13 protein-coding genes and 2 pseudogenes are annotated in these 15,556 nt (G+C 64.2%); 6 read left to right on the top strand and 9 right to left on the bottom strand.

What is annotated here, in order from left to right:
* Window positions 1-79 precede the first annotated feature (79 nt).
* Window positions 80-589: pseudogene (locus tag M5B96_RS10320) on the bottom strand (aminotransferase class I/II-fold pyridoxal phosphate-dependent enzyme); the annotation flags it as partial.
* 202 nt (window positions 590-791) lie between these two features.
* Between M5B96_RS10320 and M5B96_RS10315 the strand changes: the two are divergent.
* Window positions 792-1,232: a carboxymuconolactone decarboxylase family protein gene (locus tag M5B96_RS10315; protein ID WP_248796577.1), complete on the top strand. Its 441-nt coding sequence runs from the start codon at window positions 792-794 to the stop codon at window positions 1,230-1,232.
* Window positions 1,233-1,466: 234 nt separating this feature from the next.
* Here M5B96_RS10315 and M5B96_RS10310 read toward each other — a convergent pair whose 3' ends face one another.
* The 3 genes from M5B96_RS10310 to M5B96_RS10300 are packed head-to-tail and all read right to left on the bottom strand — an operon-like array spanning window position 1,467 to window position 4,448.
* Window positions 1,467-2,291, bottom strand: coding sequence for a sulfite exporter TauE/SafE family protein (locus tag M5B96_RS10310; protein ID WP_248796576.1), 825 nt, complete (start codon window positions 2,289-2,291; stop codon window positions 1,467-1,469).
* Window positions 2,288-3,547 carry an FAD/NAD(P)-binding oxidoreductase gene (locus tag M5B96_RS10305; protein ID WP_248796575.1) on the bottom strand — a complete coding sequence of 420 codons (1,260 nt, stop codon included), beginning with the start codon at window positions 3,545-3,547 and terminating at the stop codon, window positions 2,288-2,290. The genes M5B96_RS10310 and M5B96_RS10305 overlap by 4 nt, the downstream gene beginning before the upstream one ends.
* A 16-nt stretch (window positions 3,548-3,563) precedes the next feature.
* On the bottom strand, window positions 3,564-4,448 hold the full coding sequence (locus M5B96_RS10300; protein WP_248796574.1) for an MBL fold metallo-hydrolase: 885 nt from the start codon (window positions 4,446-4,448) through the stop codon (window positions 3,564-3,566).
* A 281-nt stretch (window positions 4,449-4,729) separates the two neighbouring features.
* On the opposite strand from M5B96_RS10300, the gene M5B96_RS10295 reads away from it, so the two are divergent.
* Entirely contained in the window at window positions 4,730-6,049 is a 1,320-nt protein-coding gene (locus M5B96_RS10295; protein ID WP_248796573.1) for a sigma-54 interaction domain-containing protein, read from the top strand.
* 46 nt (window positions 6,050-6,095) lie between these two features.
* On the opposite strand, the gene M5B96_RS10290 is transcribed toward M5B96_RS10295, so the two are convergent.
* Entirely contained in the window at window positions 6,096-7,082 is a 987-nt protein-coding gene (locus M5B96_RS10290) for a threonine/serine dehydratase (RefSeq protein ID WP_248796572.1), read from the bottom strand.
* Between the two features lie 94 nt (window positions 7,083-7,176).
* On the opposite strand from M5B96_RS10290, the gene M5B96_RS10285 reads away from it, so the two are divergent.
* On the top strand, window positions 7,177-8,082 hold the full coding sequence (locus tag M5B96_RS10285; RefSeq protein WP_248796571.1) for a LysR family transcriptional regulator: 906 nt from the start codon (window positions 7,177-7,179) through the stop codon (window positions 8,080-8,082).
* 118 nt (window positions 8,083-8,200) lie between these two features.
* On the opposite strand, the gene M5B96_RS10280 is transcribed toward M5B96_RS10285, so the two are convergent.
* Entirely contained in the window at window positions 8,201-9,601 is a 1,401-nt protein-coding gene (locus M5B96_RS10280; RefSeq protein ID WP_248796570.1) for a VOC family protein, read from the bottom strand.
* Window positions 9,602-9,914: 313 nt separating this feature from the next.
* Between M5B96_RS10280 and M5B96_RS10275 the strand changes: the two genes are divergently transcribed.
* The 3 genes and pseudogenes from M5B96_RS10275 (at window position 9,915) to M5B96_RS10265 (ending at window position 11,981) form a co-directional block, all read left to right on the top strand.
* Complete coding sequence (locus M5B96_RS10275) at window positions 9,915-10,346, top strand: organic hydroperoxide resistance protein (RefSeq protein ID WP_248796569.1); 432 nt, start codon at window positions 9,915-9,917, stop codon at window positions 10,344-10,346.
* A 12-nt stretch (window positions 10,347-10,358) separates the two neighbouring features.
* Window positions 10,359-10,991: pseudogene (locus M5B96_RS10270) on the top strand (redoxin family protein); the annotation flags it as partial.
* Between the two features lie 90 nt (window positions 10,992-11,081).
* Window positions 11,082-11,981, top strand: a complete 900-nt coding sequence (locus M5B96_RS10265; protein ID WP_248796568.1) for a LysR family transcriptional regulator — start codon at window positions 11,082-11,084, stop codon at window positions 11,979-11,981.
* Between the two features lie 118 nt (window positions 11,982-12,099).
* Here M5B96_RS10265 and M5B96_RS10260 read toward each other — a convergent pair whose 3' ends face one another.
* From M5B96_RS10260 to M5B96_RS10250, 3 genes are all read right to left on the bottom strand, one after another.
* Window positions 12,100-13,251: an MFS transporter gene (locus M5B96_RS10260; RefSeq protein WP_248796567.1), complete on the bottom strand. Its 1,152-nt coding sequence runs from the start codon at window positions 13,249-13,251 to the stop codon at window positions 12,100-12,102.
* A 148-nt stretch (window positions 13,252-13,399) separates the two neighbouring features.
* Window positions 13,400-14,551, bottom strand: coding sequence for a M14-type cytosolic carboxypeptidase (locus tag M5B96_RS10255; protein WP_248796566.1), 1,152 nt, complete (start codon window positions 14,549-14,551; stop codon window positions 13,400-13,402).
* A 543-nt stretch (window positions 14,552-15,094) separates the two neighbouring features.
* The gene (locus M5B96_RS10250) at window positions 15,095-15,457 is read right to left on the bottom strand and encodes a DUF6124 family protein (protein ID WP_248796565.1); all 363 of its coding nucleotides are present in this window, start codon (window positions 15,455-15,457) and stop codon (window positions 15,095-15,097) included.
* Window positions 15,458-15,556 lie beyond the last annotated feature (99 nt).

Raw genomic sequence — 15,556 nt, 5'->3', positions numbered from 1 at the left:
CGCAGCCGATCCAGCGACGGCTGGATATCCAGGCTGTCGATACAGCCGTAGCCCATCAGCAGGCCGCTGCGCGGCGCGGGGGGAACTGGTGCGCCGGGGTGACATAGATCAGTCGTGTTCCGTCGGGAATCAGCTCCACCCGCAGGCCCTGGTCGTCCACCGGAACCCCGATCACCCGCGCGCCCTGGGCGGCAAACAGCAGGCGTGCCGGCGGATAGCCGGGGTCTTCCACCACCACTGTGCAACCCGGTTCCACCAGCACCCGGGCAACCAGGTCGAGGGCCTGTTGCGCGCCGTTGGTCACCAGCAGGTCGTCGCTGCTGCAGCGCACTCCGCGGGAGAAGCCGATATGCCGGGATATGGCTTCGCGTAGCATCGACAAACCTTCTGGCTGGCCGTACAAACCGAGCGACTGTGCGCCCTGGCGCAAGGCGAAAAGCACGCAGCGGCGCCATTTCTCCTGGGGAAACTGGTGCTTGCCGGTGGCGCCGCCGAGGTAGTCGTAGCGCAGGGTATGGGTCGGGTGATGCATCGGCATGGCTGCGTCGCGCCAATGCTCGATCACCGCGGCCCCGGTCAGTTCATCGGCCTGGATCGGCTGATGTGCAATTCCATGTCGCGGCTCGGCTGGAGGGGCGGGCGGGTTCGCGCCGATGGACGCAGTCTAGCCTGCCGGCGGAGGCTTCGAAACGCCGGGATTGGTATCCCGATCTTTGCCGCAATTGGCTATTTGTCCCGTGGCGGGAGGGGGGTTACCTTGGCGCCAGTCCCCACTTGCCAGGAGCAACACCATGCAACCTCGTATTGATTTCTATACCGCTTCGCCGGATGCTCTCAAAGCCATGCTGGCGCTTGAAAACGCGGTGAACAAACTGCCTTTGGAGAAATCCTTGCTTGAACTGGTCAAGTTGCGCTCCTCGCAGATCAATGGCTGCGCCTTTTGTGTCGATATGCACACCACCGATGCGCGCAAGCTGGGTGAGACCGAACGTCGCCTGCACTGTCTGTCGGTCTGGCGTGAAACGCCGTTCTTCACCCCGCGCGAACGCGCCGCGATCGCCTGGACCGAGGCGCTGACCCAGCTCGCGCAGACCCATGCGCCGGATGAAGACTACGTCTTGTTGAGTGCCGAGTTCAGCCCCAAGGAAATGGTCGACCTGACGCTGGCGATCAACACCATCAACAGCTGGAATCGCCTGGCGGTGGGGTTCCGCAAGCTGCCGGCGGAATAAAATATCGGCGTGAAAGCTGCCCGCTGACCTGGAGGCGCCAGGCTTGCCGGCGATGGAGCCCTTGGGGCCGCCAAAAGCTTCGCGGCGGTGCGGCGATCCGACAAGCTCCGCTCCCTCATTGGATCTTCGGTCGTATGCGAACTCTCGGTTTGACACAAGACATTGTGGGAGCAGAACTCACCGGGACGCCGGATCGCAGCGAATAGGGCCTCGAGATCGCCAAAAGCCGATGGCCTAGAACGAAAGCCCCAGCGCGCCCATCGCCAGCAGCCCCGCCGCGATCACCCCGACCAGCGCGAACAATTGCTGCAACCGCGGCCCGGCCAGATGCCCGGCAACCTGGCGGCCGAGTACCAATCCCAGCACAGCCCCCGCCGCAAAAGGCCCGCCCACCGACCAATGCATCACCCCGGACAGGCTCGCCGTCACCACGCTGCCCAGCGACACCAGCGCAATCACCGCCAGGGACGTGGCGACGATGCTCCGGCTGTCCAGGTTGGTGTAGCGCGTCAGCGCCGGAATGATGACAAAGCCGCCGCCGACCCCGAGCAACCCCGACAACAATCCCGAGAGCATGCCGGTGACGGTCAGTGCGCGGGCGCAGGGCAGGGTCCAGCGCAGCCGGCCTTGCAGGGGATTCAGCACGCACGGCTGGAAGCCCGGTCGCGGCGGCGGATGCCCGTGCCGCAACTCCTTGCGCGCCTTGAGAAAGATCCGCCCGCAGGCGTAGACCATCACCAGCGCAAACCCCAGGGCCAGCGGCGCGTTGGGCAGGTGATGGGCGAGCCATAGCCCCAGTGGCGTCAGCAACACACCTATCCCGGCAATATAGGCCGCAGCCCGATAACGGACAATGCCCTGGCGCAAGCCGAGCAAGGCCCCGACGCTCGCCGCCAGGCCCACCGCGAGCAAGCCGATGGGCGCCGCCTCGACCATCGATAACCCCAGTCCGAACACCAGCAATGGCACCGCGAGGATGCCGCCGCCGGCCCCGGTCAGGGCCAGGATCGCGCCAATCAGCGTGCCGAGTCCCGCCCCCAGCAACAGATGTTCGTTCATGGTTGTGCTTTGGCCGCCGTCAATGTCGGCCGCGCCAGCCATTCACGGCCCTTGAGCATGCCGCGCCAGTACAACGGTGGCAGGATCCGCTCCTTCAGCCACCAGGCCAGGCGCGTCGGTTTGCGCCCGTCCAGCAACCAGGGGGCGAATGTCGGAGCCAGCTTGCCGCCGTAGGTGAATTCGGCGAGGACGATCTTGCCGCGCTCCACGGTCAGCGGGCAGGAACCATAACCGTCGTAGGTGGCCTGTCGGGGCAGGCGCCCGAGGGCCACCAGCACGTTGTTGGCCACCACCGGCGCCTGCTTGCGCGCGGCGGCGGCGGTCTTGGCATTGCTGGTGTTGGTCACGTCGCCCAGGCCATGGATATTGGCGAACTGGCGGTGTTGCAGGGTGGCCGGATCGACATCGACCCAGCCGGCGGCATCGGCCAAGGGGCTGGAACGGATGAAGTCCGGGGCCACTTGCGGCGGCACCACATGCAGCATGTCGAACGAGCGGACCAGGGTTTCCGGGCTGCCATCGGCCAGGGTCCGGGCGAAGGTCGCCTGCTTCGCCGGGCCGTTGACCGCCACCAGGCTGTGGCCGAACTGCAGGTCGATCGCATACTTGTGGACGTATTCCATCAGCGCCGGTACATAGTCGGCCACGCCGAACAGCACGGCGCCGGCGTTGAAGAAGCGGGCGTTGATCCGCCCCAGGCGTGCGCCCTTGAGCCAGTGATCACAGGACAGGTACAGGGCCTTCTGCGGCGCGCCGGCACATTTGATCGGCATCGGCGGCTGGCTGAACAAGGCTTCGCCCTCGTTGAGCGCCTGCACCAGTTTCCAGGTGTAGGGGGCGAGGTCGTAGCGGTAGTTGGAGGTCACGCCATTGCGTCCGAGGGTCTCTTCGAGCCCGTCGATGGCCGCCCAGTCGAGCTTCAGGCCGGGGCAGACGATCAACTGTTCGTAGCCGACCCGGCTCTGGTCGGTGAGTACCACTTCGTGACCGTGGGGGCCGAAGGCACTGACCGCCGCCTTGATCCAGCGCACGCCACGGGGGATCAGCGAGGCCATGGGCCGGGCAGTCGATTCGGGGCGAAACACCCCAGCCCCGACCATGGTCCAGCCGGGTTGGTAGTAGTGGGTGTCGGCCGGGTCGATAATCGCGATATCCAGGCCGGGGGCCCGGGCCAGCAGGCTGGCGGCCACGGCGATACCGGCCGCGCCGGCGCCGATGATCAGGATCTGGTGATGGGAAACGGCAGTCGAAGACATGGGGTCGGGTCCTGGTTCAGAGGGCATTGAGCGGGATCTTCAGGTAACGCACGCCGTTGGCTTCCGGCTCGGGCAACTGGCCGCTGCGCATGTTGACCTGCACCGCCGGCAGTATCAGCACCGGCATGTCGAGGGTGGCGTCACGGGCCTCGCGCATGCTGACGAAGGTGTCTTCGTCGATGCCGTCATGGATATGGATATTGCTCGCGCGCTGTTCGGCGACGCTGGTCATGTAGCGCAGTTCGCGGCCGCCGGGCAGGTAGTCGTGGCACATGAACAGCCGGGTCTGCGGCGGCAGTGCCAGCAGTTGGCGGATCGAGCGATAGAGGGTGCGCGCATCGGCGCCGGGGAAATCGCAGCGGGCGGTGCCGTAGTCGGGCATGAACAGGGTATCGCCGACAAAGGCGACGAGTTCAGTGTCGGACTCGATCAGGTAGCTCATGCACGCCGGGGTATGCCCCGGGGTGTGCAGGGCACGGGCCTGCAAGGTGCCGATGCTGAATTCGGCGTTGTCGCCGAGCAGTACATCGAACTGGCTGCCGTCGCGCTGGAAGTCACTGCCGGCATGGAAGAGTTCGCCGAAGACCTGCTGGACCACGGTGATGTGGCTGCCGATGGCAACCTTGGCGCCGAGCTGTTCCTTCAGGTAGGCCGCCGCCGAGAGGTGGTCGGCGTGCACATGGGTTTCCAGGATCCACTCGACCTCGGCGTCCAGCTCGCGGACCCTGGCGATCAGCCGGTCGGCCGATGCGGTGCGGGTCCGTCCGGACTTGGGGTCGTAGTCGAGGACGCTGTCGATCAGCGCGCAGCGGCGGGTGCTGGTGTCCAGCACCAGATAGCTGATGGTCCAGGTGTCGGGGTCGAAAAAGGCTTCTACGGCTAGCTTGTCGCCAAAGGTCATTGTGTACTCCGGATGTCGTCGACGGGTATGAGGCTCACACGCTCCTACAGGTTAGGCGATGTGTTCGATATCCCGTTCCTGTCTGTCAGAGTTCAATAAGCATGCCAGGCGGCGATTTTGATTTTTGTCCGTTATTGCTGATTTATATCAACACATTCGCCGAAATTTTATGCTTTGTAAGCGTCTGCCAGATAAAATGGCGGTCATTTTGGCGGTTTGTGGCAGTAAATGGCAGATAAGGCCGGCATGCATTAAACTCCTGCCTCCATCCAGGAGTTGCCATGACCATCCTTGCCACTGACCTTGCCCGACCCGATATGCGGGCCCTGGTGTCGTACCTGGAACACGACCCGCGGCCGACCATCGTCCTCGACACCGACTACAACATCATTGCGGCCAACACCGCCTACCAGCGCCAGTTCGGCGTGGAGGGCCGTCCCCATGTCGGCGCGAAGTGCTTTCGGGTCTCGCATCAGTTCGCGGTGCCCTGCGACCAGGCCGGCGAGCATTGCCCGATGCGCAAGGCCCACGAAAGCCGTTTGCCCGAGCGTGTCCTGCATATTCACCACACGCCACGCGGCCCCGAGCACGTCGATGTCGAGTTGCGGCCGTTGCTGGACGAGCAGGGCGAGGTGGTCGGTTATGTCGAACGCCTGAATACGGTTACCGTGGCTTCGGCGCAGCCGCAGCACCAGGGCCTGGTCGGCCGTTCGGCGCCGTTCAAGGAGGCCTTGAGCGCTTTGCAGCGAGCGGCGCCGTCGCCGATCCCGGTGTTGTTGCAAGGCGAGTCCGGCACCGGCAAGGAACTCTTTGCCCGTGCCCTGCACGAGGGCAGTCCGCGGGCCGGCGGGCCGCTGGTGGTGGTCGACTGCACCGGCCTGACCGAAACCCTGCTGGAGAGCGAACTCTTCGGCTACGAAAAGGGCGCCTTCACCGGCGCCGTGCAGCGCAAGATCGGCCTGGCCGAGGCGGCCCATGGCGGCACGCTGTTCCTCGACGAGATCGGCGAGGTGCCGCTGGCGATGCAGGTCAAGCTGCTGCGCCTGATCGAATCCGGCAGCTTTCGACCGGTGGGCAGCCTGCGTACCGTGCACTCGGACTTCCGCCTGGTGTGCGCGACCCACAAGCCGCTCAAGGACATGGTTGCCGCCGGGAGTTTTCGCCAGGACCTGTTCTACCGCATCAGTGCCTTTCCGATTCGCTTGCCGGCCTTGCGCGAGCGCAGCGACGACCTGCCGCTGCTGATCGACAGCCTGTTGCAACGCCTGGCGCCGACCGCGGTGCCGCGTATCGATCCGTCGGCGATGAAGGTCCTGGGGCTGCATGACTGGCCGGGCAATATCCGCGAACTGCGCAATGTGCTGGAGCGGGCGCGCCTGTTTACCGACGATGGGCTGATCCGGCTGGCCGACCTGCCCGCCGAACTGCGCCGTGAAACAGTGGCAACGGCGCCGCAGCGGCGTCGCGGGCGCAACGAGTTGGAGCAATTGGCCCACGCCCTGGCGATGTTCGACGGACCGCGCAGCGAACTGGCGAAAACCCTGGGGATGAGCGAGCGCACACTCTACCGGCGCTTGCAGGCGCTGGAAGGGAAGGCCTGACAAGTCCAGCCCGGCATGCGGGCCGTCACTCCCGCGACGGCGCCGTTCAATCGTTCGTCAGCAGTGCATTGGCGAACAGTGCCGGGTCGGCATTGCCCCCCGACAGGACCACCACCGCACAGCGGCCCTCCAGTGCGATGCGCCCGGCCAGCAGCGCCGCCAGGCCGACCACGCCACCCGGTTCGACCACCAGCTTGAGATTTTCGAAGGCCCATCTCAGGGCGAAGCGGACCTCTGCATCGGTTACCGCCAGCGCGCCGCGCAGCAGCCGGCGATTGATCTGGAAGGTCAACTCGCCCGGTGTGGCGGTCAGGATCGCGTCGCAGATCGAGTGTCCGCCTGCCGCGATACTTTGCCGGCTGCCCGCGGCCAGGGAGCGCCCGGTATCGTCGAAGCCTTCCGGTTCCACCGCATACAGCGCGATCTCGGGAAACTGACTGTGCAGGGCCACGCTGACCCCGGCAATCAGGCCACCGCCGCCGCAGGGCACCAGGGCGACGTCGGGACGCAGGCCCAGCGCCTCGGCCTGGCGGGCGATCTCCAGTCCCAGGGTGCCCTGGCCGGCCATGACCCGCGGGTCGTCGTAGGGCTTGACCAGCACCGCGCCGCTTTCGGCGATCAGCGTCGCGGCGATGGCCTCGCGGTCTTCGCTCTCGCGGTCGAACAGCACCACCTCGGCACCATATTCGCGGGTGCGGCGGATCTTCAAGGCGGGAGCATCACTGGGCATCAGGATTGTCGCCCGGATGCCCAGCAGCTTGGCGGCGCAGGCCACGCCCTGGGCATGGTTGCCGGATGAGAAGGCCAGCACGCCACGGGCGTGCTCTTGCGGGCTGAGACTGGCGAGGGTGTTGTAGGCGCCCCGGAACTTGAACGAGCCGGTTCTTTGCAGCACTTCCGGCTTGACCAGTACCCGACCCTGGCAGTGTTCATTCAGGCTATGGAATTCCAGCAGGGGCGTTTCCACGGCGTGTCCGTGGATACGGCGGGCGGCCTGTTCGATATCGGCCAGTTGGATGGACTGTGCGCTCATGTCGCGTTCCTCGCTGTGCAAAAGCCTAATTTGCGGTTTTCCAGGTCGCTTGAAAAGCGCTTGTTCACGCTGTTGAACAACGTAAAATCCGTGGATGGATACTCAATTTCTCGAAACCTTCCTGGCGGTGATCGACTGCGGTTCCATCGCCGCGGCGGCGCGCCAGCTGGACCTGGCGCCGACCACCGTGGCCCAGCAGATCAAGGCCCTGGAAAAGCAGCTCGGCAATGCCTTGCTCAGGCGCAGCGGCCATACCGTGAAGCCGACTCCGGTGGCCCATCGGATTATCGAGCGGGCCCGGCTGATTGTCCGCGAGGCCCGCGACCTGCGTGCCAGTGCTTCCAGTGGCGTATTGCCGGCCGGTCCCTTGCGCCTGGGGGCGACCCAATATGCCTTGATGCAGTTGTTGCCGCCGGCGCTGCATGAGTGGCGGCGGCGTTATCCCGAGATCGAGATCTATATCGAGCCGGGCAATTCCCAGGAGCTGCTGGAGCAGGTGGTGAGCGGCGACCTGGATGCGGCGTTGATCGTGCACCCGTTGTTCGCCTTGCCCAAGAGCTGCGAGTGGCGGGCGCTGGTGGAGGAACCGCTGGTGCTGATCACCCCGGTGACACTGCCGGTGGAGGATGTGCTGGCGACCATCGTCGAACAGCCCTTTATCCGTTTCAGCCGCAAGGTGGTTGGCGGCAAGCTGGTGGAGGCCTATCTGCAAGGCCACGGCCTCAAGCCCCAGTCCCAGTTCGAGCTGGATGGCATCGACATCATCGTCAAGTTCGTCGCCGAGGGGCTGGGGGTAGCGCTGGTGCCGGACCGCCCGGCGGCCAATCACGAGGCACAAGGCGTACGCCGCTGGGAAGTCCCGGGGCCGAGGCTGTTTCGGACCCTGGGGATTGTCTGGCAGCGTGCCTCGGTGCGGGCGCCGTTGGTGGTGGCGTTGAATGAGTTGATGGCTGAAGCGGAGTCTGGGTCAGCCAAGGCAACAGCAATTAAAGCCATTTGACGTCGAGCGCAGTTTTGTGGCGAGCGGGCTTGCCCGTGCTGGGGTGCGAAGCGCCCCTGAAGCCCGCTCGCCACAAGACCGCGCCAGGCTTGAGGTCGTTTTGAGTCTCGGGCATCCGTCAGACCAGCGGCGCAATATTCAACCGGGTCGAACACGCCAGCAACGAACGCCGCTGCGTCGCGGCATACAACTGCAATTCATCGATGGTTTCGCGCCCCAGCGCCTGGTGGAACTGCTCCCGGTTGGCGTTGCCGGCGTAATGCGCTTGCGCGTCGTCCCCGAGGTTCGACTGGAAGATCCCCGCCGCGCTGACCGGCAGGAAGTCCTCGTACACCAGCGGCTCGAAACTCACCTGACCGGCTTCGATCAAGGCTTCCAGTTCGCGCAACGGCAGTTCGCTGCTGCGCGCGGCGATGCCTTTTTCGGTCGGGAAGTAGCGGAAGTACGCCAGGCCCTGTTTGCGCATCTCGCTGTAGTTGTCGGGGAAGGCCTTGAAGGTGTTCGCCATGATCTGCTCATAGCGCGCCGCGTTGGCCTCATTGGGAAAGTCGCCGAGCTCTTCCCGTGCGGCGTTCAGCAGGCGGTCGTAGAGCGCCCGGCCCTTGGGCGTCAGCGCCGCGCCGCGTTGTTCGATTTCACCGAAACGGGCCGAGTGGCTGCCGGTTTCGTTGGCACCCTGGCCGATAAAGGTGATGGCTTCCTCGAGCGCCTTGAAGCTGGTCTGGCGCAACAGGATCGGGCACTCGCGGCGGGGCGGGCCTTCGATCACCGCCTTGGGGGTGATGCCCTTGCCCGGCATGGCCGCCTGCACCGCATCGATGTCCAGGGTGCGCGGAGTCAGGTGGTTGATATGCGGTCCCTTGAACGCCACCACATCGGCAATCAGCCGGTGCTGGGCATTGAGCTTCTTGTACTCCTCCAGCGACACCGTGGCGCGGTTGTGCCAGCGGAAGGTTTCCAACGCCTGCTGGACGAACTCGGCGCCATCAGCGCAGTCGAGGCCACCGTCCATCTCGGCTTTTTCGATCAGTTCGATGGTGCGCGGGGTGAAGATATTGCGCCGGCTGAGGATCCACTCGGCGAATTCCCGCAGCCCGTCTTCCTCGATCAGTTCCAGGCGCAGCAGCGAGGTAAAGACCCGGAACGGACTGACCTGCAAGGCTGTTTCATGCACCGCGCGAAAGGCCGTGGAATGCACCGGGACGCCGGCCGGGGTAAGGTCGTAATAACCCACCGGCTCCATGCCCATTACCGCGAACAGCCGACACAGGGTCGCCAGCTCCGCCGCCGTGCCGACACGAATGGCGCCGTGGCGCTCCATGTCCAGGCGGCGGATCTCTCCGGTCTGACGCAGGCTTTCGGCCACCTGGGCGTTGTTGCTCAACACCTGCTCGTTGATCTGCGCGACCAACTCCATCAGCGCGCCGTAGAGTGGCACTTCGGTCTTGTACATCTGCGACATGGCACGGGAAAAATTCGCGCGTATTTCGTCAGGGTGGGCGAAGACAGCGGTGCTCATGGGTGGGTACTCCGCAATATCGGGATGACTGGACTTGGACTGAATTCTGCGGCTGGCGGAGAGCGGGTTCAAACGAATTAAGGTCCAGGGATCATTCCAAAAAGGACTGACCTGGGGCCCCTCACGGCCGGCGGCGTGAATCCGGGCCATATTTGCCAGGGCGACGACAAATGCACCGGCGATTTGTATCCCACTGTGTATGGCGCGGTCCTGGAAACACTGGCTTAACCTTGAGGGTGATCGGGACACAGAGGGGATACAGGCCGACGTTCAACTAGCTCCAGCCAGTTTCCCCATCATCCAGGAATAGATCATGTCTCTCGAAACCATTCTGTATGCAGGTCAGGCTTCTGTTACCGGAGGCCGTGAAGGCCGAGCCCTCTCTACTGATGGAGCGCTGGATCTGCCGTTGTCGACACCACGCGAGCTCGGTGGCGCCGGCGGCCCGGGAACCAACCCCGAGCAGTTATTCGCCGCCGGTCATTCAGCCTGCTTTCTGGGGGCTATGAAGCTGGCGGCGGCTCAGGACAAGGTGATCCTGCCGGCAACCACCCGGGTGACCAGCAAGGTCGGCCTGGGCAAGGACAGCGCCGGGCACTTCGGCCTTGAAGTCGAGCTGCATATCGCCATCCCGGGTTTCTCCCGCGAGCAGGTACGGCGCCTGGTGGAGCGCGCCCACCAGACATGCCCGTACTCGCGGGCCATTCGCGGCAACGTCGATGTCACGCTGAGCGTCGAGGATTGACTGATGGCCGGGTTGCGACGCGTGGCAGGCGGCATGGCATTACTGGCGGCGCTGCTGATTGCAGGTGGTGTCAGCTGTTCTTCCCGCAGCTGCGGCCGGATCGGACAAGGTGTACTGCAAACGGTCTCCACGGTGGCTGACTACATCGTCGCCACGGTCAGCGCGCAACCCGCGACCGGTCGCCAGATGCCGTCCCTCTCGGGGGCGGTCGAATGGCTCAACGCACCGCCGCTGAGCGCTGAATCACTGCGTGGCAAGGTGGTCCTGGTGGACTTCTGGACCTACGAGTGCGTCAACTGCCTGCATGCGCTGCCTTACGTCAATCAATGGGCGAAGAAGTATGCGCGCGATGGGTTGGTGGTGATCGGGGTACACACCCCTGAATATGCCGAGGAAAAAATTCCGGACAATGTCCGCCGACAGGTCAGGCGGCTCGACATCGACTACCCGGTGGCCGTCGACAGCAACTACAGCATCTGGCGTGCCTTCGATAATCAGTTCTGGCCGGCGCATTACCTGATCGATGCCAAGGGGCAGGTGCGCTACAGCCATTTTGGCGAAGGTGCTTATGCCGAGCAGGAGAAGGTAATCCAGGCGCTGCTGGAGGAAGCCAGGGGCGCCGGGCCGCTGGACAATCCGGGTTGAACGGCTGGGGCGGAGCGCGACGCCGTGGGGATGATGGGTACCGATAATGTATTAATCTAGGCATCTTCATTTGCAGGCAGTACAAACCGGATGAATATCAATGCGACCGATCTCAATCTGCTCAAGGTTTTCGAGGCCCTGCATGACGAGGGCAGCGCCAGTCGCGCGGCGTTGCAGCTCGGGCTGACCCAGTCCGCGGTCAGCGCCGCTTTGAATCGCCTGCGCGCGATGTATGGCGATCAACTCTTTGTCCGCACGGGTCGCGGCTTGTCGCCGACCCTGATCGCCAACCAGCTCAAGCCGGTGATCTCCGATGCCTTGAACAAGTGTCGCCAGAGCTTTTCCCTGGTCCAGCCGAGCCTGGCCAGTTATGAAGGGCGTTCGGTGACCATCGGCCTGTCCGACGACTTTGAAATTGCCCTCGGTCGCCAGTTGATCGAAAGCGTGGCGCAACAGGCGAAAAACCTGCGGCTGATCTTTCGCCAGACCCACAGCCAGATTGCGGTCGATGCCTTGATGGCGCGCCAGTTCGATCTGACCATTACTGCCGGCGGCATTCCCAATCGGCTGCTGGGGCGGCATCTGCTCGGGGAGGGCGGTTATGCCTGCCTGGTGGATCGCGCCAGTCTGGGCGACAGGAGCGCCCTCGATCTGGAGGACTATGTGACCCGCGAGCATATCCTGATCTCCTCCGGGGGCTTTATCGGCATCGTCGACGAGGTGCTGGCGGCCAGGGGCCTGAGCCGCAAGGTTGTCACCGCCACCACGCATTTCGCCGCATTGCCCTTCCTGCTGAAGGGCTCGGCGGCGGTCGCGACCTTGCCTACCCATGCCGCCCGTGCAATCGCTCGGTTATGCGATATCCAGATGCTCCCCTGTCCCATCGACCTGCCGCACTATCCCATCGAGTTGGGCTGGCGCACCCATGCGCAGACAGATGGCGCGATGCTGCTGGTCAAGCAGGCGATTATCGACAGCTTCGCGCTCTGAAGCGCCGACGGCGCCGCTCCCACAGTCTTTCTGAGTCAGGCCAGCATGTTGTGCACGATGCCGGACCAATGTGGGAGCGGAGCTTGCCCGCGAAGGCATTTTTGGCTCCGCCGCCTTTTCAGGTCCGCAGGATCCTTCCGCTGACCGCCACCCCCACCAGCATCCCCGCGATCAGCATAAAGGCCAGGTTCAACGAACTGGCATGGGCGATAAAACCGATCGCCGCCGGTCCCGCCAGAATCCCCGCATACCCCAGGGTGGTAATTGCCGGCACGGCGATGCTTTCCGCCATGACCTTCTGCTTGCCCACGGCGGTGTACAGCACCGGCACGATATTCGAGCAGCCGGCGCCGACCAGCGCATAGCCGATCAACGCCGCCTCCCAGGCCGGCACCAACGTGGCCAGGGCCAGGCCCGCCGCGGCGGTGAGTCCGCCGAAGACGATCACTCGCTGTGCCCCCAGGCGTCGCACAATGGCATCGCCGGTCAGCCGCCCGAGCGTCATGGTCAGGGCAAAGGCGGCATAGCCGAGGCCCGCGTAGGCGTCCGCGACCTGGCGTTCGGCGCTGAGAAACACCGCGCTCCAGTCGAGCATCGCGCCTTCGGCGAGGAACACCACGAAACACAGCAGGCCGATAAACAGCACTACACCATGGGGCACGGCGAAGGCCGGGCCCGAGCTTTCGCTGCCATAGGGCAGCAGGTGCGGTGCGGCCTTGAACAGCGCCGCGAGCAGGAACAGGATCACCACGCCCATCGCCCCCAGGGGCGACAGCCCCAGGCCCAGCAGCGCGCTGACCCCGGCGGCGCCGGCGATCCCGCCAAGGCTGAACAGCCCGTGGAAGCCTGACATCATGGTCTTGCCGCTGGCGCGCTCGACGATCACCGCTTGCAGGTTGACGGTGGAATCCACCGCGCCGAGCCCGGCGCCGAACAGAAACAGACTGACCACCAGCCAGGGCAGCGAACTGACCGTGGCCAGCAGCGGCAGCGCGAGGCAGATCAGCACGGTGCCGACGCTCAGCACTCGCCGGCAACCGAAGCGCGAGGCCAGGGCGCCGGCCACCGGCATGGCGATGATCGAGCCGACCCCGAGGCACAGCAGCAACAGCCCCAGGGTTCCTTCATCGAGCCCGGCGCGGGCCTTGGCGTAGGGCACCAGCGGCGCCCAGGCGGCCACGCCGAAGCCGGCGATAAAAAAGGCGATGCGGGTCGACATCTGTTCCAGGCGCCCCGGTTTGACCGGGGCGTGGGAGGTGAGGGCAGTCATGAACAATCCTTGGCAGTCCGGCAGGCAACGCTGTGCAAGGAACCATCCTTGCACATCGTGTCCGGCGCGGCGAGGCCAAGGAGCGGTTTTGTAACCGCTCGGTCAGGCGTTGCGGCGGGCATTCAGGTCGCTGCGCCAGGGCCAAGCCTCAGCGCAGTTGCCCGACGATATCGGCGATGCTGCTGAGCACGTCCTTGCCCAACTGTTTCGAGCGCTGGCCGGACCAGCCGGTGCGCGGGTCGGGAGCGTCGTCATTGTCCTTGAAGGGCATTTCCAGGGTCAGTGACAGGCAGTCGAAGTGCTGGCCGACGCTGTTGCAGGCCAGGGTCATATTGGCTTGGCCAGGCAAGTCGCGGGTGTAGCCGTGGGTGGTCTGGAAATCCACGGTGAGCGCGCTCAGGTGGCGGCGAAAGTGGCTTTCCAGCTGGGCGATACGGGGGGTGTAGCCGGGGTTGCCTTCGCAGCCGGCGGTGAACACGTAGGGAATCTCCTCGTCGCCATGGATATCGAGGAACAGATCGACACCATGCTTGGCCATCTGTTGCTGGACGAACAGGACTTCCGGGCTGATTTCCCGGCTGGCGCTCTGCCAGGCGCGGTTGAGGTCCTGGCCCATGGCATTGGTGCGCAGATGCCCGTGGAAGGCCCCGTCCGGGTTCATATTCGGCACCAGGTACAGGTCGGCGCGCGCCAGCAGGCCGCGCAGTTCGGCGTCGTCCTGCTGTTGCAGGCGTTCGATCACTCCTTCCATGAACCATTCGGCCATGTGCTCGCCGGGATGCTGCTGGGCGATGATCCAGACCTTGCGTCGGCCTTCGGCACCGTTGCCCTTGCGTAACAGTTGGATCTCGCGGCCTTCGACACTTTTGCCGACGGCCAGCAACTCGGTGCCGGCGTCGGTCACGGCCTGTTCGATCAGCCAGTCATGGCGCTCGCGGCTGTAGGGTTCGAAGTAGGCGAACCAGACTTGCGCCTGCTCGGCCACCAGGCTGATATGCAGGCTTTCACCGTCGAAACGGGTGTCGACGCGGAACCAGTTCTGATGATCGTAGGAGGCGACGGCGCGGTAGCCGGTCCAGGCCTTGTTGTAGGAAGACTGGCTGGCGTTGCTCAGTTCGAAGGCGTAGGCCTCGCCCGGTCGCAGGCCTTCGACCTTGAAGTGAAACCACTGGAAATGCTGGCTGCGGGTATCCGGCTCCATGGCCAGGAGCAGGTGGCGCGGGTTGCTGGTGTCCAGTGCCTGGATATTGCCGCTGTCGAAGTCGCTGCTGATTTTCAGAGAAGGTAGAACCACGGGCATCGTCGAGTACCTGAAGAGGCTTTTTGTGGCTGCTACTGTACACCCCGATGAGGGTATTCGCCGAGGCGCGAGGGCGTGGGGGGCTGGAGAGGAGGGGGCGTCGTCCCTGACGCCCCGCTAGCCTAGTGCTTATGATATTCATTATCAAACAAATATCCATGCAACCTTACTCTCGATTCGCGGGCTGTCCCGGGCTTTGATCGAGGGATGTTCCTTTGCTATCATCGCCGCCAGCGTGACTGCCCACCCAGATGGCAGCGCAGCGGTCTTCATTAGCCTGAAGCCAAGCCCGGCAGTTGATCGGGTGCAAAAAAAGACCCGGCAAAGAGCCGGGTCAAAAACCGTGATTAGCCTGATGAGGAGATAATCCAGGAGTCCGACCTAAGGTCTCCGGGTTATCGACCGATCTCGCGATCGGCTGACTGCAATAATAATCATTATCATTTGCAGGTCAAGTCTTTTCCCGTTCTCCGCGGATATTCTTTTCCCCGCTCTCTCCCCAAGGCCGCTCTTCGCTTGGCAAAGCGCTTGGGCACGGTGAGTTCACGCGCTGCTGGTTTGTATCTGCACAACGCGGTCCACCAGGGCCTTGGCCATGTCGATCATGTACACCACCGAGCAACCAAGGTCGCGGTTCGCCCCGTTCGCGGCTTCGTAGGCGGCCGCCGCCGCGCAGCGCAGCAGGTCCGAGGCCTGGATCATGGCTTCCTCGATATCCAGGTCATCGCGCACGGCAAAGAGCTTCTGGTAGAGAGGTTCATCGCTGGTATTCGCCGCGCAGGCGGCTGTTGAAACAGTTGGTTTCAAATAATAGTCGAGTGCACGTTGGGCGGCGGCGCGATCCTTGAGGGACGCGAGCGGGCTTTTCGAGTCGGTTCGAGGGCTTTCTGTCGTGATGGAAGTCATGAAGGGCCTGCCTTTCAGAGGAAGTTCAAGTCAGCCCTTCAAGGTTAGTACTATTGGTATTGCGTTGCTTGTCACAAACAATACATTTTGTGTATTGAG

The sequence above is a fragment of the Pseudomonas sp. MWU13-2105 genome (assembly GCF_023242315.1).
GTDB lineage: Bacteria > Pseudomonadota > Gammaproteobacteria > Pseudomonadales > Pseudomonadaceae > Aquipseudomonas.
This window is presented reverse-complemented; position numbering and strand designations above follow the sequence as displayed.